This is a genomic window from Minwuia sp. (assembly GCF_048007105.1).
Classification (GTDB): Bacteria; Pseudomonadota; Alphaproteobacteria; order Minwuiales; family Minwuiaceae; genus Minwuia.
Genome location: NZ_CP180352.1, coordinates 1,647,271 through 1,674,186, shown reverse-complemented (window position 1 = coordinate 1,674,186; position 26,916 = coordinate 1,647,271). Strand labels below are relative to the sequence as shown.

The 26,916-nt window shown below is 67.5% G+C and carries 27 protein-coding genes; 11 read left to right on the top strand and 16 right to left on the bottom strand.

All coding sequences use genetic code 11. The annotated features are described in order from the left end of the window. Positions 1–94: 94 nt before the first annotated feature. Complete coding sequence (locus ACMVY4_RS08085; protein ID WP_416899652.1) at positions 95–514, bottom strand: DUF4399 domain-containing protein; 420 nt, start codon at positions 512–514, stop codon at positions 95–97. 155 nt (positions 515–669) lie between these two features. Between ACMVY4_RS08085 and ACMVY4_RS08080 the strand changes: the two genes are divergently transcribed. Together ACMVY4_RS08080 and ACMVY4_RS08075 are read left to right on the top strand one after the other, a co-directional pair. After that, the gene (locus tag ACMVY4_RS08080) at positions 670–1,698 is read left to right on the top strand and encodes an LLM class flavin-dependent oxidoreductase (protein ID WP_416899651.1); all 1,029 of its coding nucleotides are present in this window, start codon (positions 670–672) and stop codon (positions 1,696–1,698) included. 150 nt (positions 1,699–1,848) lie between these two features. Beyond that, entirely contained in the window at positions 1,849–2,772 is a 924-nt protein-coding gene (locus ACMVY4_RS08075; protein ID WP_416899650.1) for a glutathione S-transferase family protein, read from the top strand. Between the two features lie 165 nt (positions 2,773–2,937). Here ACMVY4_RS08075 and ACMVY4_RS08070 read toward each other — a convergent pair whose 3' ends face one another. Then, entirely contained in the window at positions 2,938–3,165 is a 228-nt protein-coding gene (locus ACMVY4_RS08070; RefSeq protein WP_416899649.1) for a hypothetical protein, read from the bottom strand. A gap of 126 nt (positions 3,166–3,291) precedes the next feature. Between ACMVY4_RS08070 and dnaG the strand changes: the two genes are divergently transcribed. The 3 genes from dnaG to ACMVY4_RS08055 are packed head-to-tail and all read left to right on the top strand — an operon-like array spanning position 3,292 to position 7,677. Continuing rightward, a complete protein-coding gene (dnaG, locus tag ACMVY4_RS08065) occupies positions 3,292–5,148 on the top strand; it encodes a DNA primase (protein WP_416899648.1) in 1,857 nt (618 codons plus the stop codon). 14 nt (positions 5,149–5,162) lie between these two features. Beyond that, entirely contained in the window at positions 5,163–7,175 is a 2,013-nt protein-coding gene (gene rpoD / locus ACMVY4_RS08060) for an RNA polymerase sigma factor RpoD (protein ID WP_416899647.1), read from the top strand. A gap of 25 nt (positions 7,176–7,200) precedes the next feature. After that, positions 7,201–7,677, top strand: coding sequence for a hypothetical protein (locus ACMVY4_RS08055; RefSeq protein ID WP_416899646.1), 477 nt, complete (start codon positions 7,201–7,203; stop codon positions 7,675–7,677). A 9-nt stretch (positions 7,678–7,686) separates the two neighbouring features. Here ACMVY4_RS08055 and ACMVY4_RS08050 read toward each other — a convergent pair whose 3' ends face one another. Then, entirely contained in the window at positions 7,687–8,514 is an 828-nt protein-coding gene (locus ACMVY4_RS08050) for an MBL fold metallo-hydrolase (protein WP_416899645.1), read from the bottom strand. Positions 8,515–8,713: 199 nt separating this feature from the next. Then, a complete protein-coding gene (locus ACMVY4_RS08045) occupies positions 8,714–9,889 on the bottom strand; it encodes a M20 aminoacylase family protein (protein WP_416899644.1) in 1,176 nt (391 codons plus the stop codon). Positions 9,890–10,021: 132 nt separating this feature from the next. Here ACMVY4_RS08045 and ACMVY4_RS08040 point away from each other — a divergent pair, with 132 nt between their 5' ends. Beyond that, complete coding sequence (locus ACMVY4_RS08040; protein WP_416899643.1) at positions 10,022–11,587, top strand: portal protein; 1,566 nt, start codon at positions 10,022–10,024, stop codon at positions 11,585–11,587. 4 nt (positions 11,588–11,591) lie between these two features. Beyond that, positions 11,592–12,530 carry a metallophosphoesterase gene (locus ACMVY4_RS08035; RefSeq protein ID WP_416899642.1) on the top strand — a complete coding sequence of 313 codons (939 nt, stop codon included), beginning with the start codon at positions 11,592–11,594 and terminating at the stop codon, positions 12,528–12,530. 6 nt (positions 12,531–12,536) lie between these two features. Here ACMVY4_RS08035 and ACMVY4_RS08030 read toward each other — a convergent pair whose 3' ends face one another. From ACMVY4_RS08030 to ACMVY4_RS08005, 6 genes are all read right to left on the bottom strand, one after another. Next, positions 12,537–13,172, bottom strand: coding sequence for a class I SAM-dependent DNA methyltransferase (locus ACMVY4_RS08030; RefSeq protein WP_416899641.1), 636 nt, complete (start codon positions 13,170–13,172; stop codon positions 12,537–12,539). 86 nt (positions 13,173–13,258) lie between these two features. Then, positions 13,259–13,729 carry a PAS domain-containing protein gene (locus ACMVY4_RS08025; protein ID WP_416899640.1) on the bottom strand — a complete coding sequence of 157 codons (471 nt, stop codon included), beginning with the start codon at positions 13,727–13,729 and terminating at the stop codon, positions 13,259–13,261. Between the two features lie 64 nt (positions 13,730–13,793). After that, a complete protein-coding gene (locus ACMVY4_RS08020) occupies positions 13,794–14,207 on the bottom strand; it encodes a 3TM-type holin (RefSeq protein ID WP_416899639.1) in 414 nt (137 codons plus the stop codon). Further along, positions 14,204–14,548, bottom strand: a complete 345-nt coding sequence (locus ACMVY4_RS08015) for a hypothetical protein (protein ID WP_416899638.1) — start codon at positions 14,546–14,548, stop codon at positions 14,204–14,206. The genes ACMVY4_RS08020 and ACMVY4_RS08015 overlap by 4 nt, the downstream gene beginning before the upstream one ends. Then, on the bottom strand, positions 14,545–15,594 hold the full coding sequence (locus ACMVY4_RS08010; protein ID WP_416899637.1) for an SGNH/GDSL hydrolase family protein: 1,050 nt from the start codon (positions 15,592–15,594) through the stop codon (positions 14,545–14,547). Before ACMVY4_RS08010 ends, ACMVY4_RS08015 begins: the two co-directional genes overlap by 4 nt. After that, positions 15,594–17,207, bottom strand: a complete 1,614-nt coding sequence (locus ACMVY4_RS08005) for a phage tail fiber protein (RefSeq protein WP_416899636.1) — start codon at positions 17,205–17,207, stop codon at positions 15,594–15,596. Before ACMVY4_RS08005 ends, ACMVY4_RS08010 begins: the two co-directional genes overlap by 1 nt. Before the next feature lie 128 nt (positions 17,208–17,335). Between ACMVY4_RS08005 and ACMVY4_RS08000 the strand changes: the two genes are divergently transcribed. The 3 genes from ACMVY4_RS08000 to ACMVY4_RS07990 all read left to right on the top strand — a co-directional run bounded on the left by ACMVY4_RS08000 (position 17,336) and on the right by ACMVY4_RS07990 (position 19,411). Next, complete coding sequence (locus ACMVY4_RS08000) at positions 17,336–18,253, top strand: LLM class flavin-dependent oxidoreductase (protein WP_416899635.1); 918 nt, start codon at positions 17,336–17,338, stop codon at positions 18,251–18,253. 7 nt (positions 18,254–18,260) lie between these two features. After that, entirely contained in the window at positions 18,261–19,115 is an 855-nt protein-coding gene (locus ACMVY4_RS07995; protein WP_416899634.1) for a metallophosphoesterase family protein, read from the top strand. Between the two features lie 74 nt (positions 19,116–19,189). Further along, positions 19,190–19,411, top strand: a complete 222-nt coding sequence (locus tag ACMVY4_RS07990; RefSeq protein ID WP_416899633.1) for a hypothetical protein — start codon at positions 19,190–19,192, stop codon at positions 19,409–19,411. A 224-nt stretch (positions 19,412–19,635) separates the two neighbouring features. On the opposite strand, the gene ACMVY4_RS07985 is transcribed toward ACMVY4_RS07990, so the two are convergent. After that, a complete protein-coding gene (locus ACMVY4_RS07985; RefSeq protein WP_416899632.1) occupies positions 19,636–21,045 on the bottom strand; it encodes a carotenoid oxygenase family protein in 1,410 nt (469 codons plus the stop codon). 80 nt (positions 21,046–21,125) lie between these two features. Between ACMVY4_RS07985 and ACMVY4_RS07980 the strand changes: the two genes are divergently transcribed. Continuing rightward, entirely contained in the window at positions 21,126–21,737 is a 612-nt protein-coding gene (locus tag ACMVY4_RS07980) for a TetR/AcrR family transcriptional regulator (protein WP_416899631.1), read from the top strand. A gap of 6 nt (positions 21,738–21,743) precedes the next feature. Here ACMVY4_RS07980 and ACMVY4_RS07975 read toward each other — a convergent pair whose 3' ends face one another. The 5 genes from ACMVY4_RS07975 to ACMVY4_RS07955 form a co-directional block, all read right to left on the bottom strand. After that, a complete protein-coding gene (locus tag ACMVY4_RS07975) occupies positions 21,744–22,385 on the bottom strand; it encodes a DUF899 family protein (protein ID WP_416899630.1) in 642 nt (213 codons plus the stop codon). A gap of 126 nt (positions 22,386–22,511) precedes the next feature. Next, a complete protein-coding gene (locus ACMVY4_RS07970; RefSeq protein WP_416899629.1) occupies positions 22,512–23,723 on the bottom strand; it encodes an NADP-dependent isocitrate dehydrogenase in 1,212 nt (403 codons plus the stop codon). 109 nt (positions 23,724–23,832) lie between these two features. Further along, the gene (locus ACMVY4_RS07965) at positions 23,833–24,027 is read right to left on the bottom strand and encodes a hypothetical protein (protein ID WP_416899628.1); all 195 of its coding nucleotides are present in this window, start codon (positions 24,025–24,027) and stop codon (positions 23,833–23,835) included. A gap of 240 nt (positions 24,028–24,267) precedes the next feature. Next, complete coding sequence (locus ACMVY4_RS07960) at positions 24,268–26,238, bottom strand: hypothetical protein (RefSeq protein ID WP_416899627.1); 1,971 nt, start codon at positions 26,236–26,238, stop codon at positions 24,268–24,270. Positions 26,239–26,242: 4 nt separating this feature from the next. Then, positions 26,243–26,818, bottom strand: a complete 576-nt coding sequence (locus ACMVY4_RS07955) for a hypothetical protein (RefSeq protein WP_416899626.1) — start codon at positions 26,816–26,818, stop codon at positions 26,243–26,245. Positions 26,819–26,916: the final 98 nt, after the last annotated feature.

The following is a 26,916-nucleotide window of genomic DNA, read 5'->3' as shown; positions in this document are numbered from 1 at the left end:
TCCGCCCGGCTGCGCATGGCCGGAAGGTCCGAGACGGTGGCGCCCTGAGGTCCGCAGGTCGGGCCCGCGGACGGCAGAGTATGGTCCGGCGCCCCTACTTCACCGTGATCGTCACCACCTTCGAGGCCACCGGCGGGTCGAAGGGGACGTGGTTGGCGTCGCCCATCAGCAGCTGCAGCGTGTGCTGGCCGGGCGACAGCTCGATCAGGGCCTCGGTCTGGCCGCCGCCGAAATGGCGGAGGGTCTCCTCGGCCGGCAGGTTGTACTGAAGGTCCTCGCCCGTGGGCAGCGGCCGGTCGATCAGCAGGTGATGGTGACCGGTGTTTTCCTTCTCGACCCCGGCGGGCGCGACACCCATGCCGCGCAGGCCGAAGATCACACGCACCGGGCTGGTCACCTCCGCACCGTCGGCGGGCGAGACGATGTAGACCTCGGCGCCTTCGGGCCAGGGCGACTGGGCCAGCGCGGCGCCCGGCAGGGCCAACAGCATCAGGGCAGCAAGAATTCGCATCATGTCGGATCTCCTCCTCGTTGGGGCCGTCAAGGGTGACAGGCACCGATGACAGGCGTGTGCACGCCCCCGTCCATGATTGATGACGGACCGGCGCTATGTCCATGGGCCGCCACGGGCGTAGGCTGTGACCGTCACACCAGAGCGGGGGCGGACGCATGAAATTCTCACTGATGTACAGCTTCGTCGTGCCGCCGGAGTCGTCGATGAGCCACCTCGACACCTTCCGCGAGATGGACCGGCTGCTGCCGCTGGCCGAGGAGCTCGGCTATCACGGCTTCCACACCACCGAGCATCACTTCCAGTACAACGGATGGGCGCCGAGCCCGCTTGCGGTTCTCGCACATGCCGCGGGGCAGACCACGCGGATGCGGCTGGCTACCAACATCATGATCCCGGCGCTGAACCACCCTGTCCGCCTGCTGGAGGATCTGCTGACCCTGGACAACCTGTCGAACGGCCGGCTGACCATGGGCACCTCGCCGGGCTATGTGGTCGAGGAGTTTGCCGCCTACGGCATTCCCTTCGAGAACCGCTTCCGCCTGCACGAGGAGATCATCGACTTCCTGCAGGCCGCCTGGCGCAATCCCTCGGACATCGGCTTCCAGGGCAAGCTGCTGCAGGTGCCCTCCGCCGAGATGATGCCCAGGCCGGTGCAGGCCGAACTGCCGATCTGGTACGGCGTCTCCGGCCCGAAGCTGCTGGAGCGCGCGGCGAAGCGCCGGGTGCCGATCACGGCCTCGCCCCGCCACGCCATCGGCGAACTGGAAGAGCATTTCCGGCTCTATGACGAGGTCGCCGCGCGGCACGGCTACACGCCCGAGGAGCGCCCGGTCATCCGCGAGACCTTCGTCGCCGACACGCAGGCCGAGGCAGAACGGCACGCCGGCCCGGCGGTCGAGCACATGTTCGGGCTCTATGCGAAGAAGTCCGGCGAGGGCGTGCGCGGGCTCTACAACGACAATGGCGATCTGGTCACGGACGCGGCCTCGGTGAAGTACCAGAACTTCCAGTCCCGCTACATGATCGGCGATCCGGCGCGCATGAAGGCCGATGTCGAGGAACTGATCGCGCGGTTGAAGCCCACCGAGATCGTCCTCAGGATGCAGCTGCCGGGCATCCCCACAGAAGCGCTGGAGCGGTCGATCCGCCTGTTCGCGGAGAAGGTGATGCCGCACTTCGTCTGACCATCCGCCCGCCCCGGGACTTGATCCCGGGGCCCAGCCTGCTGCGCCGCCGTACTGGATTCCGGGGTCAAGCCCCGGAACGGGCGCGGCTTTCGGATGGGCTGCCGGCGCACTATTCTCGACGCGCGCTATTGAGGGAGCACCAGACCGATGACGGACATCATCCTGCACCACTATGACCTGTCGCCCTTCGCCGAGAAGGCGCGGCTGATGTTCGGCATCAAGGGGCTGGCCTGGAAGGGCGTCCAGATCCCGCTGGTGATGCCGAAACCGGACCTGATGCCGCTCACCGGCGGCTACCGCAGGACGCCGGTGATGCAGATCGGCGCCGACATCTTCTGCGACACGCGCCTGATCGCGGAAGAGCTGGAGCGCCGCTTCGACGGACCGTCGCTGATGGCAGGCGGTCTCGGGCTCGCCAATGTCGTCTCCGGCTTCGCCGAGGAGAAGCTGTTCTGGGCCGTGGCAGGGCTGGTCGTCGGCACGAATGCCGACCGCTTCCCGATGGCCTTCCACGAGGACCGCGCGAAGATGCGCGGCGGTTCGGGCAATGTGAACCTCGACAAGCTCAAGGCCGCGTCCGGCATGCAGGTCGAACAGCTGCGGCCGCAACTTGGTTGGGCAGCCGACCTGTTCCGCGACGGCCGTTCGTTCCTGGCCGGCGAGACGGCCGGTCTGGCCGATCTGACGCTGCACCATCCGCTCTGGTTCCTGAAGAACAGCGGCGGCGAGGCGGCGGCGGTGCTGGACGACTACCCCGCCCTGCCGGCCTTTATGGCGCGGGTCGAGGCGATCGGCCATGGCGAGATGTCGGAGATGAGCGCCGCCGAGGCGCTGGACGTCGCCACGAATGCATCACCCGAGGCGGGCCGTGGCGTGGCCGCCAATGCGGAAGGCTGGAAGGCCGGCGATGCGATGGCCGTGATGCCGACCGACTACGCCCGCGATCCGGTGGTCGGCGAACTGACCGGCTATGGCGGCAATGCGATCACGGTGCTCCGCAATGACGACAGGGTTGGCGCCGTGGCCGTCCATTTCCCCCGCGTCGGCTACGCACTCCGCCGGGCGGGTTGATCGCGCCGGACACGCCACCCGCAGCGGGACTTGATCCCGCTGCCCAGTGCTGCCTCCTGGGAAGGCGGCGGCGAGGCCGACTGGGTCCCGGGATCAAGTCCCGGGACGGGCAGTACTGGTGATTGGGTCTGAGACGCGTCGGCTGCCGCCGCGATGGTGCTGGTGCTATCCCGCCTTGCAGTGACCGCAGGGCGTACCAGGGGCGATGAAGGCGCCGCAGTTGGGGCACTTCACCAGATCGACGGACTGGCCGTCGGCATGATCCGGCTGCGCCTCTTTCGGCGAGGCCCCGCCCCGCTTCGACGCCGACCGCGAGGGCGGGCGGTTCATGTAGCGGAAGCCATAGAGCACGGCGGCAATGGCGGCGATGAGCAGAAGGATCTTCCAGAGCATGGGCGAAACCTAATGCCTGCCGACCGGCTGCGCCAGCGGCTTCGACCCATTCAATGAGTCGCTTCCCGCGGTCCGATCTGGCAATAATCGGGGTTCGCCCGAACCGACGATCTTCATGAGGCGGCCTTGGCCTTTCCGAAGCATTTCCTGGATGAGCTGCGCGCCCGCGTGAACGTCGTGGAGCTGGTCGGCCGCACCGTGCAGCTGAAGAAGCGGGGCCGCGACCATTGGGGGTGCTGCCCGTTCCATTCGGAGAAGACGGCGAGTTTCAAGGTCTCCGAGGACCGCGACGACTACCACTGCTTCGGCTGCGGCGCGCACGGCTCGGCCTTCGACTTCGTGATGCAGACCGAGGGGCTGAGCTTCCCCGAGACCGTCGAGCGGCTGGCCGACTTCGCCGGCATGCAGGTGCCGGAGACGACGCCGGAGGACCGCCAGAAGGCCGACCGGGTGACACGGCTGGCCGAGGCCAACGAGGCGGCAGCGAAGTGGTTCACCTCGCAGCTCAACGGCGCGGCCGGCGCCGAGGCCCGCGCCTATGTCGAGCGCCGCGGCCTGTCGCAGAAGGCCGTCGGCGAATTCCGCCTCGGCTTCGCGCCCGACCGCAATGACGGGCTGAAGGCCGCGCTCCTGGACCGCGGCTTCACCGAGGCCGAACTGGTCGAGGCCGGGCTGATCGCGAAGCCCGATGACGGCCGCGCCGCCTATGACCGGTTCCGCAACCGGCTGATGTTCCCCATCGGCGACCGCCGCGGCCGCGTCATCGCCTTTGGCGGCCGCGCGCTGGGCGAGGCGCGGGCGAAGTATCTGAACAGCCCCGAGACGCCGCTCTTCCACAAGTCGCACACGCTCTACAACCACGCCATGGCGCGCGAGGCGTCCCGCGCCGCCGGAACGGTGATCGTGGCCGAAGGCTACATGGACGTGATCGCCCTGGCCGAGGCGGGCTTCCGCAACGCGGTCGCGCCGCTGGGCACGGCGGTGACCGAAGAGCAGATCGCGCTGCTCTGGCAGATGGCGGCGGAGCCGGTCATGTGCCTGGACGGCGACGCCGCCGGCCTGCGCGCGGCGCAGCGGGCCGCCGAACGCGCCCTGCCCGTCCTCAAGCCCGGCAAGTCGCTGCGCTTCGCCCTGCTGCCCGAGGGCCAGGACCCCGACGATCTGATCCGGGCCGAGGGACCGAAGGCGATGGCCGCGCTGCTGGACAACACCTCGTCGGTCGCCGACCTGCTCTGGCGCGCGGCCTCAACGGGGCGCGCCCTGGACACGCCCGAGCGGCGCGCGGCGATGGAGAAGGACCTCGCCGACTTCGCCTTCCAGATCGCCGACGAGACCATCCGGCGGCACTATCTCGACGATTTCCGCGACCGCGCCCGCAGCATGTTCCGGAAGGGCCGCGAGAACCGGCCTGCGGGCCGACCGTGGCAGCCAGGCTCGGGCTTCCGCCGCCGCGAGACCGAGGACCTGACGGCGCTGAAGGCCTCGGCGTCCCAGAGCGGCAGCCGCGCCCGCGAGGAAACCATTCTGGCGGCGATGCTGGACTGGCCCTGGCTGATGACCGATTTCGATGCCGCGCTGGATGATGTGCACCTGCAACACGACGATCTCGACGCCGCTTTCGTGGCCATGCGCGATGCGGCGATACGGCACCCGGAGCTTGACAGGGAGGGCGTAACACGCCATCTCCACGCGGCTGGTTTCGGGTCCATTGTCGAGCGCCTCAATGCGCCGACCGCCGTCAGGCTTTCCTTCCGCAGCCGGCAGGATACGACCCCCGACACGATCGGGGAGCAATTTGGTGCGTTGCTTCATTACCACCGAACCGAGGTACTGGAGTTAGAGACTCGAGAAGCGGCGATGGTCGCGCGGCGCGAGATGACCGCAGCAGCCTACGAGAAATACGCCGCTACGAAGATGGAACTTGAGCGTCACCGCGCGAGCGAGCCCACAGCCACACGGGCCGCGCGCGGCGAGGCGTCATAGCGAACGGGACAGCCATGGCATCCAAAGCAGCAGCCGAAAAAGACACCGCCGCCACCGAGACGAAGGACGGCCCGCTCCTTGATCTTGCAAAGCAGGACGTCAAGAAGTTCGTCGCCAAGGCGAAGGAGCGGGGCTACGTCACCTATGACGAGCTGAACAAGGCGCTGCCGCAGGATCAGGTCTCCTCGGAGCAGATCGAGGACATCATGGCGATGCTGTCCGAGATGGGCATCAACGTCATCGAGAACGAGGAGCAGGAAGACCAGTCCGACGATTCCGAGAAGAAGGAAGTCGCGACCACCACCAGCTCGACCGGTTCCGACGTCGAGCGCACCGACGATCCCGTGCGCATGTATCTGCGCGAGATGGGCTCGGTGGAGCTGCTCAGCCGCGAGGGCGAGATCGCCATCGCCAAGCGCATCGAGGCCGGCCGTGAGGCGATGATCGGCGGCCTCTGCGAAAGCCCCCTGACCATGCGCATGCTGGTCGCCTGGCGCGACGAGATCGCCGCCGGCAACATGCTGCTGCGCGACGTCATCGATCTGGAGACGACCTACGGCAAGCCCGAGGGTCCGTCGGCCAACAATGACGATGACGACGAGGATGGCGACGACAGCGGGAACGACGACGGCAAGAAGGACGAAAGCTCGGCCAAGGGCGAGTCCCCGTCGGCGGCCAACGACGATTCCAAGTCCGGCGACGACGAGGAAGAGACGTCCAAGTCCGATGACGACGATGACGACGACGATTTCGACGAGACCACGCTTTCGCTGGCGGCGATGGAGGAAGCCCTCAAGCCGCGCATGCTCGAAGAGTTCGACGAGATCGCGAAGCTGTTCAAGCGCGTCGACCGCGCCCAGGAAAAGCGCATCACGGCTTCCCTGGAAGGCGAGGAACTGTCCACTTCTTCCGACCGCCGTTACCACAAGCTGAAGGACGAGATCGTCGACCGGATGAAGGCGGTCCGCTTCAACAATCCGCGCATCGAGTTGCTGGTCGAGGAGCATTACATCCTCAACAAGAAGCTGATGGCCGCCGACGGCAAGCTGCTCCGCCTGGCCGAGAAGCACGGCGTCGACCGCCAGGACTTCCTGGACAACCACTATGGCAGCGAACTGGAGCGGGGCTGGGCTGCGCGCGTGACCGGCATCGGCAAGCCCTGGAAGAGCTTCGTCTCGGCCGAGGCCGACCGCATTCAGGATGTGCGTGACGAATATCTGGCCATCGCGGCCATGGGCGGCCTGACCGTCGGCGAGTTCCGCCGCATCGTCTCCACCATCCAGCGCGGCGAACGCGACGCTCGCCGGGCGAAGAAGGAGATGGTCGAGGCCAACCTCCGCCTGGTGATCTCGATCGCCAAGAAATACACCAACCGCGGCCTGCAGTTCCTGGACCTGATCCAGGAAGGCAACATCGGCCTGATGAAGGCGGTGGACAAGTTCGAGTACCGCCGCGGCTACAAGTTCTCCACCTACGCCACCTGGTGGATCCGGCAGGCGATCACCCGTTCGATCGCCGACCAGGCCCGCACCATCCGCATCCCGGTGCACATGATCGAGACGATCAACAAGCTGGTCCGCACCGGCCGTCAGATGCTGCACGAGATCGGCCGCGAGCCGACCCCGGAAGAGCTGGCCGAGAAGCTGGGCATGCCGCTGGAGAAGGTCCGCAAGGTGATGAAGATCGCCAAGGAACCGATCAGCCTGGAGACGCCCATCGGCGACGAGGAAGACAGCCATCTGGGCGACTTCATCGAGGACAAGAATGCGGTCCTGCCGATCGAGAGCGCGATCCATTCGAACCTGCGCGAGACGACGACCCGCGTGCTCGCAAGCCTGACGGCCCGCGAGGAGCGCGTGCTGCGCATGCGCTTCGGCATCGGCATGAACACCGACCACACGCTGGAGGAAGTCGGCCAGCAGTTCTCGGTGACCCGCGAGCGTATCCGCCAGATCGAGGCCAAGGCGCTCCGCAAGCTGAAGCACCCCTCGCGCAGCCGCAAGCTCCGCAGCTTCCTCGACAACTGATCCGGACGTCAGGTCCCCCAGGCTGATGCTGATCGCCCGGCAGGCGATCCTGCTCGCGTTGAGTCTCGCGGGCGCGTGGCTGTGGGTGGCCGTTCTGGAGGACGACATCGCCGGCCCGCCGCTCTGGATACCCGGCATCCTTGTCTGGGCGGCGCAGAGCATGTTCTGGCTGGGCTGGTGGGAGAGCCGGACGAAGCTGCTGCTCTACCTCGCCGGCGCCTGGGTGGGCGTGATGGCGAGCGTCGCGGTCATGGCGACCTTCATCGGCGGCGGGGTCGCCGCCTCCGGCGACCAGACAGCCATCCGCATCGCGCTGGCCGTGATCCTGTTCGTTCCGGTGCTGCTGCTGCCGCGCCTCAAGGTGCTGTGGCCAGGCGGCGCCCTGCCCGCTTCCCCGGCGGTCCACGCCGCACGCAGCCTGTTCGTGCTGCTGCAGTATGGCGGCGTCGGTCTGCTGATGCTGTCGCTGATCCCGGTGGTGACCTGCGTCACCTGCGACTGACGCCGGCGGTCAGCCGACGCGCAGGCGCATGTTCTCGCGGGCGACCGTGTTGCCGATCCACTGGAACCGCGCCTCTTCCTCCAGGCGCTCCATGTACATGTCCTCATGGTCCGGATCGTGGTGGAAGATGACGTGCTGGCGCACATTCGCTGCCTGGCAGAGGCGCATGCCCTCTTCCCAGGTCGAATGCCCCCAGCCGACCTTGGACGCGAATTCCCTGTCGTTGTAGGTGCAGTCGTAGACGACGATGTCGGCGCCCTCGATCAGCGCCAGGATCCGCTCGTCGGGCTTGCCGGGCACGTGCTCGGTGTCGGTGACGTAGCAGAAGGCGCGGCCGGCGTGTTCGACGCGGTAGCCGGTTGCGCCGTCGGGATGGTTCAGCGGCGTCGTGCGGATGACCACGTCGTCATGCAGGTTGAAGGTGTCGCCGGCGTCGAAATCCTCGAAATCGATCTGCGCCTGCATGATCTCGATCGGCACCGGAAACGTCGGCTGGTTCATCTGCGAGGCAAGCACGTCGCGGATGCCCGTGCCCTGCTGCTTCAGATGCCCCGCCATGATGGTGAAGTGGTGATCCTTCTTGAAGGCCGGCGAGAAGAACGGGAAGCCGTTGATGTGATCCCAATGGGTGTGGCTGAGCATCATGTGGGCATGATGCACGTTCTTCTTCATCAGCCAGTGGCCGAGGTTCCGGATCCCTGTGCCGGCATCGAAGATGATGCGCTTGCCGCCGCAGGACACCTCGATGCAACTCGTGTTGCCACCGAAAGCCACATAACGCGGACCCGGCGTCGCGATGGATCCGCGGACACCCCAGAACTTGACCTTGAAGCTCAATGTTTCATTTCCTCATCCTGTCACCCGTTGGAACAGAAAACGCACCGGAGTCTCGTTCTGCACCTGACGGATGCTCTCTGGTCCACTACAGCACGCCCAACCTGCTGCCGGCCCGAAGCGGGGCCTATGAACGCCGTCACAGTCCCGCTTGCCCCTGCAAACATCGCACCATCGAAACGAGTATTGGCGGACCTGACCTTCACGCCTGTTGCGGCAGCTGCATCTGCACCAGCTGGACCCAGTAGGCCGCGCCGACCGGAAGGGCGCTGTCGTTGAAATCGTAGTTCGGGTTGTGAACCTCGCAGCCGCCCTCGCCGCCCGTGCCGTTGCCCGTGAAGATGTAGCAACCGGGCCGGGCCTGCAGCATCCAGCCGAAATCCTCGGCGCCCATATGCGGCGTGACGTTGTCGTTGACGTTCTCCTCGCCCACCAGCGCCCGCGCCGCCGCGACGGCGTGGCCGGTCTCTTCCGGCGAATTGATCGTCGGGCAATAGCGGCGCTGATAGACGAAATCCGCCTCCATGCCGAAACCCTCGGCCATCGAGGTGGCGATTGCCCGCATCCGCTCCTCGACCAGATCCTGCACCTTCGGATCGAAGGTCCGCGTGGTGCCCTGGATGTAGGCCGTCTCCGGGATCACGTTGCCGGTGAAACCGCTCTTGATCTCGGTGGCGCTGATCACGGCCGCCTTCATCGGATCGACATTGCGGGCGACGATGCTCTGCCAGGCCGTGATGATGTGCGCCGCGGCCAGAACCGGATCGCGCGACATGTGCGGATAGGCGCCGTGGCCGCCCCGGCCCTTCAGGGTCAGTTCGAAGAAGTCGGCCGAGGCCATCATCGGGCCTTCGCGCACGGCGAAGGTGCCGACTTCCATGCCCGGCCAGTTGTGCATGCCGTAGACGGCCTCGACGGGAAACCGCTCGAAAAGGCCCTCGTCGACCATCACCCGACCGCCGGCCAGGTTCTCCTCGGCGGGCTGGAAGATGAAATGCACCGTACCGTCGAAATCACGGTTCCGCGACAGGTGGCAGGCCGCGCCCAGCAGCATCGCCGTGTGTCCGTCATGACCGCAGGCGTGCATCTTCCCGTCATTGACCGACTTGTGGTCGAAGCTGTTCAGCTCGGTCAGGTCCAGCGCGTCCATGTCGGCGCGCAGCCCGATGGCGCGGTTGCCGGTGCCCGCCTTCAGCGAACCGACGACGCCGGTCTTCGCCAGGCCGCGATGGACCTCCATGCCGAAGCTCTCCAGCAGGCCGGCGACCTTGTCAGCCGTCCGCTCTTCCTCGAAGGCGGTCTCCGGATGCTTGTGAATGTCGCGCCGCCATTCGGTCATGTCCGCCTGGATGGCGCGCAGATCGTCGATCAGGCCCACTGTTCGCTCCTTCGACTCGGTGTTGCCCGCGCATCGTCGCGCAGAAATGTCGGTGAACACAACACCGGCCGGCACGCATAAGCGCACAGCCCCTAGCGTCGGGTTTCACAACCCGGAACAAGGAGCCTCCCGATGACCGAAGCGGACACCGACCGCCGTGCCGACACGCTCAGGCGCTTCCATGCCGCCGAACGGCGGCGCCGCGCCTGGGACGCGATCCTGGACGACGCCTATGCCTTCGCTCTGCCGCACCACGACACCGTCCGAGCCGGCGCGCCGGGCGGCGCGCGCCGCGACCGCGAGATCTTCGACAACACCGCCGTCCAGGCGGTGCAGTGGCGCAAGTCGCGGCTGCACGGGCAGCTGTTTCCGCCCTTCCGCCCCTGGATGGATTTCGACGCGGTCGAAACCCTGGCCATGGATCCGGAGACCGCCGCGGACTTCGAGGCCCATGCGGCCGAGGTCAGCCACCGCTTCCACGCCGCCATCGAGGCCTCCAACTTCCACATCGAGATCGACCCGGCGCTGGGCGATGCCCTGGTCTCGACAGGCGCGCTGATGGTGCATGAGGGCAGCTTCGCCCAGCCCGTCCGTTTCGAGGCCATCCCCGCCCGCGAACTGATCCCAGAGGAAAGCGCCGGCGGCATGCTCTCCAGCATGTTCCGCCAGCGCCGGCTGCCCGCCCGCCAGATTGCGGATGTCTGGCCGGACGCACTGCTGACGCCGGATCTGGCGCGGCTGGCCGCCGAGGCGCCGGACACCGACATCGAACTGATCGAGGCGGTGATGGCCGATCAGCCGGGCGGACCGGCGAACTACGAGGTCTGGTGCTGCGATCAGCCCGGCGCCGAGGGTTCGAACCGGCTGTTGCAGCGCGACTACGCCGCCTCCCCGCTGATCGCCTTCCGGATGGACAAGGCGCCCGGCGAGTGGATGGGCCGCGGTCCGGTGCTGAACGTGCTGGCCGACATCAAGACCGCGAACAAGGTGGTCGAACTGATCCTGAAAAACGCCTCCATCGCCGTGACCGGCATCTGGCAGGCCGAGGACGACGGGGTGCTCAATCCCGCCAACATCCGCCTGACCCCGGGCACGATCATCCCCAAGGCGGTCGGATCGGCGGGGCTGACGCCGCTGGAAGCGCCGGGCAAGTTCGACGTCAGCCAGATCGTGCTGGCGCGCCTGCAGGACACCATCCGCAGCGCCATCATGGGGCCGGAGCTGCCGCCGGCGGACCAGGGCGTGCGCACCGCGCTGGAGATCGGGATACGACAGCAGGAATCGGCAGGCCGTGGAACTGCCCATGTCGCTCAGGCTGCTGACCGAGCTGGACTATCCGCTGGCGCGGCGGGTGCTGGCGATCCTCTCCAGCCCGGCCATGGTCGGCTCGCCGTACCACATCGAGCCCTTCCTGGCCGACGGCGTGCCGGTGCTGGCCGGCGCCCGACATCGCCGCTGGTGCGCATGCAGGAGGCCGCAGCCGCCGCCGAGCAGCAGGTCGCCTATGCCAGCGCCGCACAGACCTTCCCCGACATACTGGGTCAGGTGGTGGACCGGCCGGGCTATCTCAGGCACTTCCTGAAGCAGTCGGGTTTTCCTGCCGACTACCTGGCCGTCCAGCCGCCGCATGACATGGAGACGTCATCGGCGGACCCCATGATGGCAGCGGACGGCGCACATGCCGCCGAAGGAGACTGAACCGATGAAGACGCTGATCCTGCCCGTTCTCGCGGCGATGACCGTCTGGCTGTCCGCCGCGGCCGCCGAGCCGTTCCGCTTCGTGGCCATGGGCGACCTGCCCTACAACCTGCCCGGCGACTACGAGAAGTTCGACCGGCTGATCGGCAGGATCAACGATCGGCAGCCCGCCTTCTCGGTTCATGTCGGCGACATCAAGTCCGGCGGCAGCGAATGTTCCGACGCCGCCTTCGAGAAGATCCACCGGCAGTTCATGAGCTTCGATCAGCCGTTGTTCTACACGCCGGGCGACAATGAGTGGACCGACTGCCACCGCGAGGCCGCCGGCGGCTACGATCCGCTGGAGCGGCTGTCGGCGCTGCGGCGCATGTTCTTCGCCGAGGCGAAGAGCCTGGGCCGGACGTCCAGGCCCTATCGCCGTCAGGCCGACACGCCGGTCGGCGACGGGCTGATCGAGAACGCCGTGTGGCGGCAGGACGACGTGCTGTTCGTCACCGCCCATGTGGTCGGCTCGAACAACGGCATGGAGCGCAACGCCACCTCGGTCGAGGAGTTTCTCCGGCGCGATGCGGCCAATCTGGCCTGGTTGGCCGCCGCCTTCCGCGAGGCGCAGGACATGAAGGCCGGCGCGATGGTTGTGATCTTCCACGCCAACCCGATGTTCGAGGTGGAGAAGAGCTGGGACTACAGCAATTCCGGCTTCAAGACGACCATCGCCGCGCTGGCCGAGGGTGCGGCGGCTTTCGGGAAGCCGGTGCTGCTGGTGCACGGCGACTTCCACGAATTCATCATCGACAAGCCCCTGCGCGGCGGCGACGGCAAGCTGCTGCGCAACGTCACCCGGCTGCAGGTGATGGGCGCCCGCGACGTCGGCGGGGTCGAGGTCTCCGTCGATACCGCGACCGAGGCCGTCTTCGGCTTCACGCCCATCCTGGTGGAGTGAGCCGCCTCAAAGCTTCTTCATGACGTGGACGCGGGCCTCGGTCCGGTCTTCCGCCCTTGCCCCCGGAAGCACGACGAAGCGGCGGGTGTTGTAGACCGGGGTCATGACCCGCTCCGCGAACAGGCGTTCCGCCACGTCGCGGTATCCCCCGGCCCAGCTTTCCTTGACGATGGTGAAGACGAAGTAGCCGTCCGACTTCACCACCCGGGCCAGTTCCAGCAGGCATTCGGGCGGCGCGTGGCCGATCGTCATGACGCCCGAACTGACCACGGCGTCGAAGCTGCTGTCGCCATAGGGCAGCGTCTCGCCGAGCACGCCCCGCCTCAGATCCTTGTAGACGCCCTTTTCCGCCGCCCGCGTCAGCATGCCGTCGGAGATATCGATGCCGCTCAGATTGCGGTAGCCGACCAGATAGAGCGCCTCGCCGATCATCCCGCTGCCGCAGCCGGCATCCAGGATCTCCGCATCCAGCCGGGCGACGTAGCGGCCCAGCGTGCCGGTGATCATGAAGGGATAGCGGTATCCCATTGCCGCCAGGTCGGCGTCATAGCTTTCCGCCCACTGGTTGTAGCTCTCGGACAGCTTCTTCGTGTCGCCGGCGGCCTGATAGACCTGCTTCAGAATCGCGTCGCGATCGGGCATGCGCATTTCCCCCCAGCGCCCGTTTCGTGCCGGGCTTTGAAGCCATGATAACCGGGTTTGGGATGCTGCGCCGAAATAAGGCCGTGTCAGCGGGGCTGATTCTCGTGGATATCCAGCAGGCTGATCAGCTTGTCGACCCGCTGGCCATCGCTGGACAGCGGCAGGATCAGGCGCTCCATGTCGAATTCCAGCCCCTCGCGGTTGGTGAATTTCATCCAGCAGTGATGGGGCGCGCGGGTCTCGTATGCGGTGACGTAGGACCGGGTGATCGCCTCCCGGTGTCGGCCGAAATAGACCTCGTCGAGATACTTTCCGGTGTTGTCGTTGCCGTACATGACGGTGACGCGCGTCCCGACCAGGCGGAACAGGAACCGGCCGGTATCGGGTTCGATCTCGGTGATCATGATGTGCGGCAGCAGACGGCGGAGATCGACCGGATCGATCTCCTTGCGCGACGGCATTTCGCGGTCGCCCCGGAGGCCGTTCCAGTAATCCAGCAACTCCTGCGTCTTCGGCCCCATGGGACCGGGCCGCGGATCGCCGTCGTCCTCGCTCATCAACAGGTTTCGCATTCCAACGGCTTACTAGACCGTTCCGCATGAACGGACAGTTAACCGTAGACTAGCGGGCCCGCCCCGTCATCTTTTCCGCGGTCCGGAATGCGCCGAGGCCCAGCATGCCCAGCAGGACCGTCATCAGTTCCTCCATGGCCAGATCCGGCGGCATGGAAGCCTGGACGCCGCTGTTGAGGATCGCCCAGGCCAGCAGGTCGCGGGCGACGAAGTTGTAGAACAGCGCCAGACCGCAGACCCAGCCGATGAAGGGCCGCCAGCCGGCCACGAAGACCGAACGGTGTCCGGCCTCGACCTTGTTCAGCTCGGTCTGGACCAGCGACGGCTGCATCAGCATCTTCGTGCGGAGCATTTCGGCGACCCGCTTCTCGTCATCGGTCTCGACGAAACGGTCGACGATCCCGGCCACGCCCTCGGCAGCGGTGACCACGCCGCCGCCGATCAGATCGCCCAGCCAGCTCATTGTCCGCCCTCCCGCGATTTCACCAGTTCGTTGTATATGCGGACGATGGTCTCGTTCATGCCGCGCGTCCGCTCGTCGACCACGGCCGTGGTCCGTTCCAGCCGCTCGATGCGGTCCCAGATGCGCCGGCGAATGACGATGTTGTCGGCAACGTCCCGCCGAAGCCCGGCGACCTGGGCGCTGAGTTCGCGCACCTGCTGCTGGGTGGCGGCAGCCTGTTCCAGACTTCCGAGCCGCGCATTCATGCTGCCGCCCCACCAGACCCCGCCGACGCCGTAACCGATCAGGAACAGCACCACCGGGATCGGCACCGACCAGTTGCGGCCTGCCCGTATCGTCAAGGCGTCACCCCCTCGAAGCTCTGCAGGACGAAACCGGGACCGTGCAGGTCCGAGCCCTCGATCGTGCGGATCAGGCCCTCGGGCCGGTAGTCCTCGACCAGATCCCAGGGCGCGAACAGACGGAAGGCGCCGCCGCAGCCGTCATGCAGCACCAGCCGCGCCTGGTTGGCGGCCGTCCAGTCGAGGCGCGCGATGCGAAGCTGTTCCGCCGTCGCCGCATTCTCGACACGCCAGCCGCTCGGGTGGCTGGCCTGCAGCAGCCGGTCGCCCGACGGCACGGTGAAGGTGATGTCCAGGCTGACATCGTCGACGCGCGCGATGGACTGGATGACCGGCGGCCCGCCGACGGCGGCCCCATGCGCATGCTTCGCCACCAGCCGCCCCGCCCGGCGGCCGAGCGCCATGTAGCCGGCTGCCGACGGATGGACGCCATCCGCCAGATCGACATCGTGATAGTCGAGCGGATGACAGTGCGCGTCCGCCGCCGCCACGGCCAGCGCCGCCCGCCGCCAGACCTGTCCGGCGCCACCCTTGGTCGCGGTGGAAAGATCGCGGCCCGGAATCAGCAGGATCACGGGCAGCGTCGGTCCGGCATAGCCGTTGTTGCCGTTCTCGACCCGGATCTCGCCGATCAGCGCCTCGAGGCCGGCCTGCGCCTTCGCCGCGTCATAGCCCGCAATCGCACCCGGCGCCGGTTCAACCTGCCCCAGGTCGTTGACGCCCAGGCTGATCACGGCGGCGTCGACGGCGGGGAAGTTGCCCATGATCGCCTTCGCATCGGTCAGCGCCTGGGCCTCGCCAAGGGTGGCGAAGTCGAGAAACCGCGCGGCTCCGGCGGTGTCCATCAGCTTCAGTCCGCCGAAACCCGCATTCACCAGCGCGCATTCCCCGGCGAGCCCGGAGAGCGCGCCGATCTCCTTCAGCAGCGCGCCGCCGGCGGGTCCGAAGCGGAAGGCGGACGCAATCGAATCTCCCAGCACCAGCACATGCGAGACGAAGGCGGGCGGCGTGCCGGTCTCGCGGTTCCGTTCATTGGTCAGCAGCATCAGATCTTCTCCAGGTTGAACCACTGCACGCGGAGATCGATCCCCGAGGCATGGGGGTTGTGGGCCAGCAGTTCGATGGCGCCAGCGGGCAGGTCGGAAACCTGGGTCGTGCCGGCGCCGACCGTCGCCGTCTCCCCCGAGGTCTGGCCCGTGATGGTCTCGTCCTCGACCGGCAGGGCGCCGGCGATCAGTTCGAGCCCGATCCGGCCCGGATCGTTCAGACGGTAGGCGACGCGCAGCCGCCGCGTGCCGGAGCCCTCGACATGGACCTCCTCGCCGACGGTGAAGGGGCCGGCATTGCCGCTGATCGCGTATTCTCGGTCCGGCAGCTGGATGCGCGGCGGCGCGACTGAACCCGCGCCCTTGAAAGCGGCCGAAAGCTGCGGAAACGAGAAGTTCCTGAGCGTCGCATCGGTCGCGATCATGAAGCCCGACGGCAGCGTCAGCGGTGCATGTTCGGCGGTCGGGTTGTGATAGGAGACGCCGTCATACAGGCCGATCTCGTTCTCGATCAGGCGGGACGAGCCGCCGACCTGATGCACCGCCGGGCGGAAGCTGTATTCGATCACGTCCGCGATCATGTTGCCGGCGCCGTTGATGGCGCGGCAGGCGACGCGGATGCATTCGCCAGGCGCGATGCGGAACTTCTCGCCGGCCAGGAAGGGTCCGATGACGCTGGCGGTCCCGCCGTGACCGGTCCCCGGATCGACGACGATGTTCCCGCTGCCGCCATGCCGCACATAGGCACGGAATTCCTGCCCCTGGCCGAGCATCCGCAGATCGACCCAGAGATCGCCGGACGCGCCTGTATGGACATGCCAGCGGCCGGAATCCGTCGGCCGGTAGAGGTGATGCAGGGTGCCCGCCGACGGGTCGAAGGTGAGCAACTCGCGGCCATGGGCAAGGACGGGCACGGCAGGGTAACTTGGCGGCAGCTGACCCGCCGACAGCATCACGGCCGCCTGCTGGTTGGCGCCGATCCCGTCGGCGTCGACCGCCGAGACGGCAGCCGCCGCATCGGCGGCGCTGTCGGCAGCGGCGGCCGCACTCGCCTCGGCGCTGGTTGCCGCGGCCGATGCACCGGCTTCCGCCCCTGCGACGGCGATCAGACTGTCGAGTTCGGCGCTCCTGCGGCCGGCGACCGGCGCACCCTCGTCGTCGAAGGCCAGCACACGGCCGGCCCGGGCGGCGCGTTCGGGCAAGGGGCCGATGGCTGCCGCGTCGTGGCCGGGGATCCTGAGCGCACGACCGGCTTCGGCCTGCAGTTCCTGGCCGATCATGGTCAGCCGGTCGAGCTCGGTGTTCAGCGCCACCGCCCGGAGTGCGCTGCCGGCCAGAAAGTCGCTCGTGCGCGCGATCTGCAGACTGCGCAGGATCACGACCGTCGTCCCCGCGCCCGGCGCCGAGGCGAAGTCGATGCTTCCGCCGCCGGAGGCGCCGATACCGTCGACGGTGAAGTCCACACCCGGCGTCTGTTTCGATCCGTCCACCCAGACGCCGAGATCGGCCGCCTCCAGGACGGGAAAGGTGAAGTCGAAACGGGTGATCGCGCCATCGCCGGCATAGCTGACCCATGGCGTCCCGCTGTTGATGACGACGTGTTCGTCGCTCATGACCTGCTCCGCTGCTGCATTGTCCGGTATTCGGTAAAATTACTGGCGCACCGGCAATGCGTGCCGGCTTATTTCTCGGCTGCGGATTTTTCTCTAAGCTCTGCCGCGTCACAGACGGGGAGGACGAGATGGGCAGCAGGAAACCGGCGCTGGCGATTGCGGCGCTGCCGGGGCGGCGTGCGCGGATGATCGAATACGCCAAGGAGGTCGAGCAGCGCGGATTCGAGGGCGTGTTCGTCACCAGCGTCTCGGCCTGTCTGCCCTTCTGCCAGGCGGTGCTGCAGGAGACCAGCCGCATCACGGTGGGGAGTTCGATCCAGCCGATCTATTTCCAGTCGGCGCGGCTGCTGGCGGACAATGCCGCCTTCATGCACGAGATCTCGAACGGTCGCTTCCGCCTCGGCATCGGTATCAGCCACGCGCCCGCACTGGACCGCTACGGCGTGAAGAACACCGGACGCCCGGTCTCCGACATGCGCGATTACGTCGCCGAGATGCGGTCCGCCGAGAACGAGGTCGGGCCGCTGCCGCCGATCGTGCTGGCCACCCTGCGCGACCGCATGCTGGATCTGGCCTGCGAGGTCGGCGACGGCTGCGTCTGGGCAAACGGTCCGCGGGAGACGGTGAAGAAGCAGCTCGCCGCCCGGCCGAAGACCTCGGAGGACGCCTTCTCCACCGCGGCGATGGTGCCTACCGTTATCGACGACGACGTCGACGCGGCGCGGAACGTCCACCGCAAGACGCTGAGCCGCTACGTGCTGCTGCCCAATTACCGCAACTACTGGAAGGCGGCCGGGTTCGAGCAGGAGATGGCGGATGTCGAGGCGGCGATCGCGGCGAAGGATCTGGACCGCATCCCCTCGGTGCTGACAGACGAGTGGCTGGATTCGACCACGCTGTCTGGCCCCGAAAGCCGGGTGATGGAAGGCATCGAGGCCTGGTACGACGCCGGCATCAAGACGCCGATCATCGTGCCTTCGGCGATCAAGGGCGGGCAGACGGCGGGCATCGTCTCGATCTTCGACATGTACGACCGCAAGGGCTGAGGGCGCGGTGCGGATCGCCCAGATCTCCGACACCCATCTGAGCGACCGCCACGGCTTCTTCGTCGAGAACTTCCGGCGCACCGCCGAGGCGGTGAACGCCTGGAAGCCCGATCTGGTCATCCATACCGGCGATCTGTCGATCAACGGCGCCGACCGCGAACGGGACCTGAGCTTCTCCATGGAGATGATGCGCCTGATCGAGGCGCCGCTGCGCGTGCTGCCCGGCAATCACGATATCGGCGAGGAGCCGGGCTTCATGCAGCTGGACCAGCCGACCACCGAGGCGCGGCTGGCGCGCTATACCCGCGCTGTCGGAACGGACCGCTGGGCCTTCGACGCCGGGGACTGGCGGCTGATCGGCCTCAATGCGCAGGTGCTGGGGACCGGCCTCGCCCGCGAAGCAGAGCAGGCGGCCTGGCTGGCGGACGAACTCGAGGCCGCGGCGGGCTGGCCCGTCGGCATCTTCACCCACAAGCCGCTCTTCTTTCCGCGCGAACTGGACGGGCGGCGGCCGCGATCCATCTTCCTGCCCGCGGGTGTCAGGGCGCGCACCTTCAGCCTGTTCCGCCGCCACCGCGTCCGCTTCGTCGCCAGCGGCCATCTGCACAAGTATCTCGACATCGATGTCGGCGGCGTCCGCTGGCTCTGGGCGCCGGCTACCGCCTACAAGTCCGGCCTGAATGTCGGCGTTGGCCATCCGTCGCTCGGGTTCCTGAAGCTGGAACTGACCGGGTATTCGATGACCGCCGAACTCTGCGAGCCGGAGGGGCTCGTCGCGCGCCGCCTGACGCCACTGAAGGGCGGCGAGAAATATCTGAAAGACGCACCGCCGGCCCCGCCCGACTTTCTCGCCGCCGACTGACATTTCCCGGAACGCTTAGGCCCGGCGCGGTCACCATCGCCTCCATTGCCACCCCAAGGACGAAGGAGATGACGATGGGCGGTTTCTTTCCCAATCCCCGAGTACCCGAGCCGGACACCTCGGCGCTGGACGACGCGCGCGAGCGCGAGGAACGTGAAGCCGCGCGGCTGGAAGCGCAGAACGAGGCCCGCATCCGCAACCTGCGCGCCCGCCGCTCCGGCCGCCGCGCCCTGCTGGCCTTCAGCGACCGCAATTCGGGCAATGGCGGCGACGGGCTGCAGACGACGCTGGGTTAGATGGCGGATGCGCCCTGGACTTGATCCAGGGCCCATGCCGGAGCGCTGATGGCCGATCAGCGGCGGCGGAAACGCTCAGGAATGGGTCCCGGGTCAAGCCCGGGACGCAGAGAGAGACGCTGCCGTCCGCGGGCCTGGTCCGCGGACCTCATGGTGGTACCCGGCACCGCCCAGGCAACGGCAAGCTCAGGCCCCCGGGTCTGACCCGGGGGCGGCAGGGCGTATCAGGCGGCCACCCAGTTGCCATGGAAGCCGTGCGGAATGCGGTGGGGCACCTCGCAGACGGCGACGGGTTCCTGATCCACGTTCATCGCATCCAGCACGACCAGATCGCTCCGGTTCTCCTCGGCGCGGAATACCGTGAACAGCACCCAGCCATCGCCCTCGGCCGCATCTTCCATCCGGGGGACGAAGACCGGTTCCGAGACGTGGTGCGCCTCGCCGTCGGACCAGATGGCCCGCCGCCCCGTTTCCAGGTCCAGATGCACGATCTCGGTCCAGTTGCCGCGGTCGCCACGGTTGCGCCGCTCGACGCCGCCGAACCAGCCATGGCGGTAGTCCAGTCCCGCGCGGCGTTCGTCGAAGCGCGGGAACTCGGCCACGCGGTCGTCCAGCGCGGTTTCGCTGACCGTCCCGGCCGCCGGGTCGATTTCCCAGCGGGCCATGTGCGCCGTCGCCTTTTCGGGATCGCCCGGCGTGCCGTCGGCGAGCGGAAAGAGCGGCGCCGCCTCGTATGTCGCGACATCCGCCACGATCTTGCCGCCCGCATCATAGGCGTTCATCGGATGGAAGACATAGCAGGGCGGGATCTCGATCCACTTGATGTCATCCACCGGCGCGTCCCGGCGCAGTACGCCGAGCCAGCCGGGCTGATCCGGCTCCCAGGCGAAGGGCGGCTGGCCGCTCATCGCGCGCTCCAGGCTGCCGGTCAGCGGCAGGATGGGGAAGACGACGTGGTCGCGGGTCACCAGGAAGTCGTGGACCATGGCCGAATAGGGCACCTTGAACTCGTCGGCGCGGCTGATGGCGCCGTCCGGTCCGACGACGTTGAAGGTCATCCGATCGGTGAAGTAACCGCCGGTGGAGTAGCCGAAGAACAGCATCTCGCCGGTCTCGGGATCCATCTTCGGATGCGCGGTCATGCGGTTGCCGGCCATCCTGTCGCCGAAGGTCCAGTAGCCCTTCGAGGCCAGCGTGCCAGTCTCCAGCTCGAAGGGCGGATGGGCTTCCTCCAGCGCCATCAGCCTGCCCGCATGAAAGACGATGTTGGTGTTTGCGAGGCCGGAGTCCTGGCCGACGACGGATTGATCCGTGGTCATCGGATTGCCGAAGGTGCCGAACATGGCCTTGCCCGCCGCGCGCTCGGTCTCGAACTTCGGCGTCCTGACCCAGCGGTTCAGATAGTCGACCCGGCCTTCCCGGAACAGGAAGCCGTGCACCATGCCGTCGCCGGCGAACCAGTGATGATTCCGGTCGCGCGGCGGATATTGCGGGTTCGGCCCGATGCGGTAGAGCGCGCCGTTCAGCTCCGGCGGCAGCTCGCCGCGGACGATCAGGTCGGGCGCATCGGCCTCCATGCGCAGCGGCGCGTAGTTGCCCTGCAGTTGCGGATGGTTGGGGAAAGGCGCGCTCATGGAAGTCTCCCTTGAAAGGCATGCGATGCCGCGCGATGATATTGACAGTGACAATATGGGCAGAAATGGGCAGTGTCAATATGCCGAAGGCGAAGGCCTATCACCGCGGCGGCCTGCGAGAGGATCTGGTCCGGCTGGGCGCGGAGATGCTGGAGCGTGAGGGGCTGGACGGCCTGAGTGTGCGCAAGCTCGCCGCCGAGGCCGGAGTCAGCCACAACGCGCCCTACATGCATTTCGACGACCGCGAGGCGCTCATCGCGGCCATCGCCGCCCATGGCTTCGCCGAGCAGCGCCGGGCCATCGCCGCGGCGGTAGCCGGTTCGCGGGCAAAGGACTGGGCGACCCGGTTCCGCACCGGCTGCCGCGCCTATGTCCGCTTCGCCACCGGCCGCCCCGTGCTCTACGCCGCCATGCACCGGGGCTTCGATCCGGACCGGAACCCGGAGGCGTTCCAGGCCAGCGTCGGGGCGCTGGGTCAATTGAAGGATGCCCTGGACGAGGGCCAGCGGCTGGGCGAGATCCGCACCGGCGACCTGCACGAACTGGCGATCGGCGTCTGGACGGCCCTGCACGGGCTGGCCGGCATCCTCGGACGCCCCGACGGCGGCCGGTTCATCTCCGCCAAGCCGGCCGAGGCTATCGTCGACGACACCCTGGACATGCTGCTCGGCGGGATCGCCCGCCGCGCCTGAGCCCGTCTACATCCCGCCCGGCATCCAGTCGCCACGGCCGGCGGGTGTCAGGTCGAGCAGGTTCCAGACCGGCGAGAGCAGATCGAGACCGCGGTATTCGCCCGGCTTCGGGTTGGCGTAGCCGGTATAGAAATGGCGGATCACGCCGTCTGCGCCGCGGGCGAAGACGCTGATGCCGGGCGACTGGCTGCCCTCTTCGTCCTCGACCTCGAAGTCCGCGTTGAAACCGGTCTTGGACGCCGACAGCATCCGGAGGTTCGTCCAGCCCCGGGCTTCGGCCAGCGCGGCGAGGTCAGCGGCCGGCGCCGCCGCCGAGAGCACCATCCCGGCCCGCTCGGCCACATGAGGCTGGGCGCGGTCATAGGTGTCGACCCACATGGCGCACATCGGACAGGGGCTGGTCTGCGCCTTCCCGTACATCAGATGGATCACGATCAGCGTGTCCTGGCCCGCGGCGAACAAATCCCGTAGCCGCACCTCGCGCACCGTTCCGCCAGCCACTTCCTCGAAGACATAATCATCGACAGCTGGGCCCGGCGGCAGATCGCGCCGCATCTGCGCCACGTTTTCGGCCTGGTCGCGGAGCGCGAGCTCGGCCTCCAGCAGGGCGGCGCGGGCCCGGGCGTATTCGGGGCCTGGTTCGGGCATGTCAGCCTCCATTAATTAACTGAAAGGTAAATTAATGGAGGCTGCAGGAGAATGCAACAGGATCCAAACGAAAACGGCGCCGGATCTCTCCGGCGCCGCCTTCGGCGTTCAGTTGTCGAAGCTGCCTCAGCCGATGGCCTTCTGCAGGTTCTGGTCGAGGGCGTCGAGGAACTGGTTGGTGGTCATCCAGGGCTGGTCCGGGCCGATCAGGATGGCGAGGTCCTTGGTCATCTGGCCGGCCTCGACCGACTCGACGCAGACACGTTCCAGCGTCTCGGCGAACTTCACCACCTCCGGCGTGTCGTCCATGCGGCCGCGGTAGCCGAGGCCCCGGGTCCAGGCGAAGATCGACGCGATCGGGTTGGTGGAGGTCTCCTTGCCCTGCTGGTGCATGCGGTAGTGACGGGTGACGGTGCCGTGCGCGGCCTCGGCCTCGACGGTCTTTCCGTCCGGCGTCATCAGCACCGAGGTCATCAGGCCGAGCGAGCCGAAGCCCTGGGCCACGGTGTCGGACTGCACGTCGCCGTCGTAGTTCTTGCAGGCCCAGATGTACTTGCCGGACCACTTCATGGCGCAGGCGACCATGTCGTCGATCAGGCGGTGCTCGTAGATCATGCCCTTCTTGTCGAAGGCGTCCTTGAACTCGGCCTGATACACCTCCTCGAACAGGTCCTTGAAGCGGCCGTCATAGGCTTTCAGGATCGTGTTCTTCGTGGACATGTACACGTCCCAGCCGCGGTTCAGGCCGTAGTTCATGCAGGCGCGGGCGAAGTCGCGGATCGAGTCGTCCAGGTTGTACATGGACATGGCGACGCCGCCCGACGGGAAGTCGAAGACCTCCCGCTCGATGGTCTGGCCGTCGGTGCCTTCCCACTTCACGGTCATCTTGCCCGGGCCCGGCACGACGAAGTCGGTGGCGCGGTACTGGTCGCCGAAGGCGTGACGGCCGATGACGATGGGATCGGTCCAGCCCGGCACCAGGCGCGGGACGTTCTGGCAGATGATCGGCTCGCGGAAGACGGTGCCGCCCAGGATGTTCCGGATGGTGCCGTTCGGGCTGCGCCACATCTGCTTCAGGCCGAACTCCTCGACGCGCTGCTCGTCGGGGGTGATGGTCGCGCACTTCACGCCGACGCCGTACTTCTTGATCGCTTCGGCGCAGTCGACGGTGATCTTGTCGTCGGTGCGGTCGCGCTCCTCGACTGAAAGATCGTAATAGTGCAGGTCGATGTCGAGATAGGGCAGGATCAGCTTCTGCTTGATGAAGTCCCAGATGATCCGGGTCATCTCGTCCCCATCCAGTTCGACGACCGGATTCTTCACCTTGATCTTGTCCATAACCCCCACCTCGTAGATTGGCTGATTGACCACCGGCCCGGACGGGCCGCCTGAAAGCTTCGCCGCTTATATCACCGGGGGCGGCGGCGTCAAAAGCCAAGGCGGAAGGTCAGCCAATCACACTGGAGCCATGCCGCACCGCGCTCTCGCCGAAACTGATCAGCGCGCGGGTCGAGGCGGCGCCGGCCCGTCCGGCGGCATCGGCGTCGGCGAGCTGGATCCCGGCGTCGCGGAGCGCGGCCGCACCCTGCGCCAGCCCCGCCTGCCGCCGCGCCTGACGGCTGGCGATCAGTGCCTGACGCATCAAAGAGCCGGAAGTCTGCGCGACACCGCGGGCACTGCCCTGCACGGCCTGCTCGGAGAGCTTCTTGCCGAGGCCGAAGGCGCTTCCGTGGCGCTGCTGCGCCAGCTCGAGGTTCGAGCGCGCCTGATCGAGTTCGGCTGTTCGCCATGGCGATGCGGCGGCGGCGCTGCGCCTCGCTCATGGACTGGGCTGTGCCGAGCCCGGACAGGGCGAGCATGGCGAAGGGGGTGGCTTGTCCCATTACTGTGCGACCTCCGTGGTGACCGAGAGAATGGCGGCCGGATCGGTGGACCGGCCGGCGATGCGGACGCAGGCCCCGACGCCGTCGCGGGCGCCGGACCAGCCGAGGAACCGGACCGTGCGCAGTCCGGCGAAGCGGACGGGCGGCGTATCGAAGCTTTCCAGGTCCATGCCGACGCTGGCAACGGCGCGGCCATTGACATCGAAGCGGGTGGCGTAGCCGGCGCGGACCGTCGCCCGGATCAGACGGTGGCGGTTGCCGATCAGCGTGCCGTCGGTCAGCTGCGCCTCGATCGGCATGGTCTCGACCGACCAGTCGAAGGCGAAACCCGCCATGAGTTCCGAGACCGCCGCAGGCACTGCGACCGCGCCGCCGCTCACCACAGCTTCGCCGAGATCCATGCCGTCGCCACAGAGCCGGACGGTCTCGCCCTCCAGCAGATCCAGCCCCGACCATTGCGCCGTCGGCGTGGCGCCAACCGGCGTTGCCGCCACCGCCGAGTCCAGCCGGCAGGCATCGTCCAGCTTCTCGATCAGGCAGCGGGCCTGGCCGCCGATCTCGCGCTCGACCAGACACCAGACATCGGCGCCCACCGTGGCGATAGAACGGACCTTGCCGCCCGCCGCCGGGACGATGCGCGTCCATCCGGCAATCTTCTGCGCGCGCCGTGTGTTCAGCACCGCAACCGAGCCGTCCTGATTGACCAGGAAGAGATGATTCGCGGCGTCCGACGAGCGACCCAGCCGCGCGGCCATCTCGACCGGACCGTCGATCAACCCGCCGGCCAGCAGGCCAAGGTCCTGGGCCACGAACTGCTGCTGCACCTCGTCGAAGATCAGCTCGTTGCAAGTGGCGCGCGCACCGTCGTCGCCACGGCGGACGAAGGCCACCGCGCCGTCGATCTCGACGGGCCTGAGCCGCGCGGCAGGCAGTTCGCTGTGACGTTCCAGAAAGAAGTTTTCCGGCGTCACCGGGGTCTCGCCATTGGCGAAGACGCCGCCCGAGGTGAAGGCGAAGAACTCGTTGGCCGCGAAAAGCTGCTCGACCGAGGCGACCTGATCGTTGTCCAGCGTCATCTCCACGGCCTCGTCGTCGAAACCGTCGGCGGTGAAGCCGAAATCGAAGAACTGCCCCGCCCGGCTGCCCCAGACGGTCTGTGGACGCGTGGCGGTGCCACCGAAATAGAGCCGCCCCTGAAACAGATGCGCCGAGCGCGGCCAGCCGCGCTGATCGGACCAGGCGTCCTCCTCGACCGACCAGAGACCGGGTTCGGCGGCATCCGTTCCGTCGAGCTCGTGTATCACATCGCCGCGGAGCGTCGTGGCGCCGGTCCTTTCGGTCAGCCGCACCAGCCCGTCATTGATGCGGATCCACCAGCCCGGGTCACCGGGATCGAAACTCACATCGCCGAAGTCGGCGCTCTCGGAGGTTATGATTGCGATGTTGCCGCTGGTGCCGTCCGGCGTCGCCGATCCCGCCGTCGGGGCGCCGAAGGCGAAGGTCGGCGCATTTGTCAGCGGCAGGTCCTCGACCGCCCAGCTCGCGCCGCCGCCAAGCCGGACCAGCCGTTTCGGCGCGTGATCGGGATGCACCAGGATCATGGTGTCCAGACTCTGGGTCCAGGCGAGGTCGGGCAGTTCGGCGGAATCGTAGCCTTCGGCCACGAGTCCGGCCAGCGCATCGCCCGCGAAAATCTGGACCTTCTGGTGCGAGAAGGCCACCAGATAGGTGGTCTCGAAGGAGAAGGCGAAACGCGCGAGGCGGATATTCGGCTCGCCTTCGGGCGGCAGGATCTCGGCCACATGGCGCAAGCCGCCGCGGGTTTCGACCCCGCCCTGCGCGAGGCCCAGCATGTTGGTCAGGTCGCGCGCGCCGGCGTAATAGGCCTTCAGGTCCTGACGGGCGTCCAGGGACGGGTCCAGCATGCCGTTGGTGAAGCTGAACTGCTGCAAGGCGGTGCGTCTCGGCATCGGCCTACCCTCTCGCGTCGATAAGGTTGAAGCCGTCGATCGCCTGCGGCGTCTGCTGCTGGCCGTCAACGGTGCGGGCGCGGGCGAATTCCAGCTCGGCGGCCTTGGTCAGCGCCTCGGTGCGCGACGTGTTCTCCGTCAGCGGCAGACAGAACTCGGCCGCCAGCCGCGCGATCAGCGCCTGATCGAAGAAGGGCGGAAAGGCGCTCTCGTCGGGCCGGAAGACATGGGTCAGGGTGACGCCGTCGGCATTCGCGTGCAGTCGCCGTTCGTGAATGCGGTAGGCGATGCCGCGGCCCCGGCCCGATCCGCCCGCGCCAACCGAGAGCACGCGCAGGAAGTCCGCCGGCAGGGCGAAGGCGGCGTCGAAATCGGCGACGGGTTTCGCGGTCAGCTTCGCCAGCGCGATCTGCGCCGTGGCGAAGGACCAGGGGTGCCCGGAGAGCAGTGCGTCGCGGGTGACGCCGTAGAGCAGCGAAGCGACCTCGGCTTCCGCCGTGCCGTCCCCGAAACTGGCGATGGGACTCGCGCCGACTTTCAGAAGCGCACGCGAGCAGAGCTGGATCCGGTTGAGAGCCATGGGCGGGGTCCTTGATCCGGGAGATTGAACACAGACTCCCACCCGTTCCGGGGCTTGACCCCGGAACCCAGTGCAGCGGCAACGCCAGGCTGGGCCCC

Coding starts and splice junctions, on each gene's coding strand:
- ACMVY4_RS08005 (WP_416899636.1), bottom strand. CDS start 17,207: ATGAGCGACGAACACGTCGTCATCAACAGCGGGACGCCATGGGTCAGC.
- ACMVY4_RS08000 (WP_416899635.1), top strand. CDS start 17,336: ATGGGCAGCAGGAAACCGGCGCTGGCGATTGCGGCGCTGCCGGGGCGG.
- ACMVY4_RS07975 (WP_416899630.1), bottom strand. CDS start 22,385: ATGCCCGAACCAGGCCCCGAATACGCCCGGGCCCGCGCCGCCCTGCTG.
- ACMVY4_RS08070 (WP_416899649.1), bottom strand. CDS start 3,165: ATGCTCTGGAAGATCCTTCTGCTCATCGCCGCCATTGCCGCCGTGCTC.
- ACMVY4_RS07955 (WP_416899626.1), bottom strand. CDS start 26,818: ATGGCTCTCAACCGGATCCAGCTCTGCTCGCGTGCGCTTCTGAAAGTC.
- ACMVY4_RS08035 (WP_416899642.1), top strand. CDS start 11,592: ATGAAGACGCTGATCCTGCCCGTTCTCGCGGCGATGACCGTCTGGCTG.
- ACMVY4_RS08085 (WP_416899652.1), bottom strand. CDS start 514: ATGATGCGAATTCTTGCTGCCCTGATGCTGTTGGCCCTGCCGGGCGCC.
- ACMVY4_RS08025 (WP_416899640.1), bottom strand. CDS start 13,729: ATGAGCGAGGACGACGGCGATCCGCGGCCCGGTCCCATGGGGCCGAAG.
- ACMVY4_RS07960 (WP_416899627.1), bottom strand. CDS start 26,238: ATGCCGAGACGCACCGCCTTGCAGCAGTTCAGCTTCACCAACGGCATG.
- ACMVY4_RS07980 (WP_416899631.1), top strand. CDS start 21,126: ATGCCGAAGGCGAAGGCCTATCACCGCGGCGGCCTGCGAGAGGATCTG.
- ACMVY4_RS07970 (WP_416899629.1), bottom strand. CDS start 23,723: ATGGACAAGATCAAGGTGAAGAATCCGGTCGTCGAACTGGATGGGGAC.
- ACMVY4_RS08055 (WP_416899646.1), top strand. CDS start 7,201: ATGCTGATCGCCCGGCAGGCGATCCTGCTCGCGTTGAGTCTCGCGGGC.
- ACMVY4_RS07990 (WP_416899633.1), top strand. CDS start 19,190: ATGGGCGGTTTCTTTCCCAATCCCCGAGTACCCGAGCCGGACACCTCG.
- ACMVY4_RS07965 (WP_416899628.1), bottom strand. CDS start 24,027: ATGCGTCAGGCACTGATCGCCAGCCGTCAGGCGCGGCGGCAGGCGGGG.
- ACMVY4_RS08080 (WP_416899651.1), top strand. CDS start 670: ATGAAATTCTCACTGATGTACAGCTTCGTCGTGCCGCCGGAGTCGTCG.
- ACMVY4_RS08020 (WP_416899639.1), bottom strand. CDS start 14,207: ATGAGCTGGCTGGGCGATCTGATCGGCGGCGGCGTGGTCACCGCTGCC.
- rpoD (WP_416899647.1), top strand. CDS start 5,163: ATGGCATCCAAAGCAGCAGCCGAAAAAGACACCGCCGCCACCGAGACG.
- ACMVY4_RS08075 (WP_416899650.1), top strand. CDS start 1,849: ATGACGGACATCATCCTGCACCACTATGACCTGTCGCCCTTCGCCGAG.
- ACMVY4_RS08010 (WP_416899637.1), bottom strand. CDS start 15,594: ATGCTGCTGACCAATGAACGGAACCGCGAGACCGGCACGCCGCCCGCC.
- ACMVY4_RS07985 (WP_416899632.1), bottom strand. CDS start 21,045: ATGAGCGCGCCTTTCCCCAACCATCCGCAACTGCAGGGCAACTACGCG.
- ACMVY4_RS08030 (WP_416899641.1), bottom strand. CDS start 13,172: ATGCCCGATCGCGACGCGATTCTGAAGCAGGTCTATCAGGCCGCCGGC.
- ACMVY4_RS08040 (WP_416899643.1), top strand. CDS start 10,022: ATGACCGAAGCGGACACCGACCGCCGTGCCGACACGCTCAGGCGCTTC.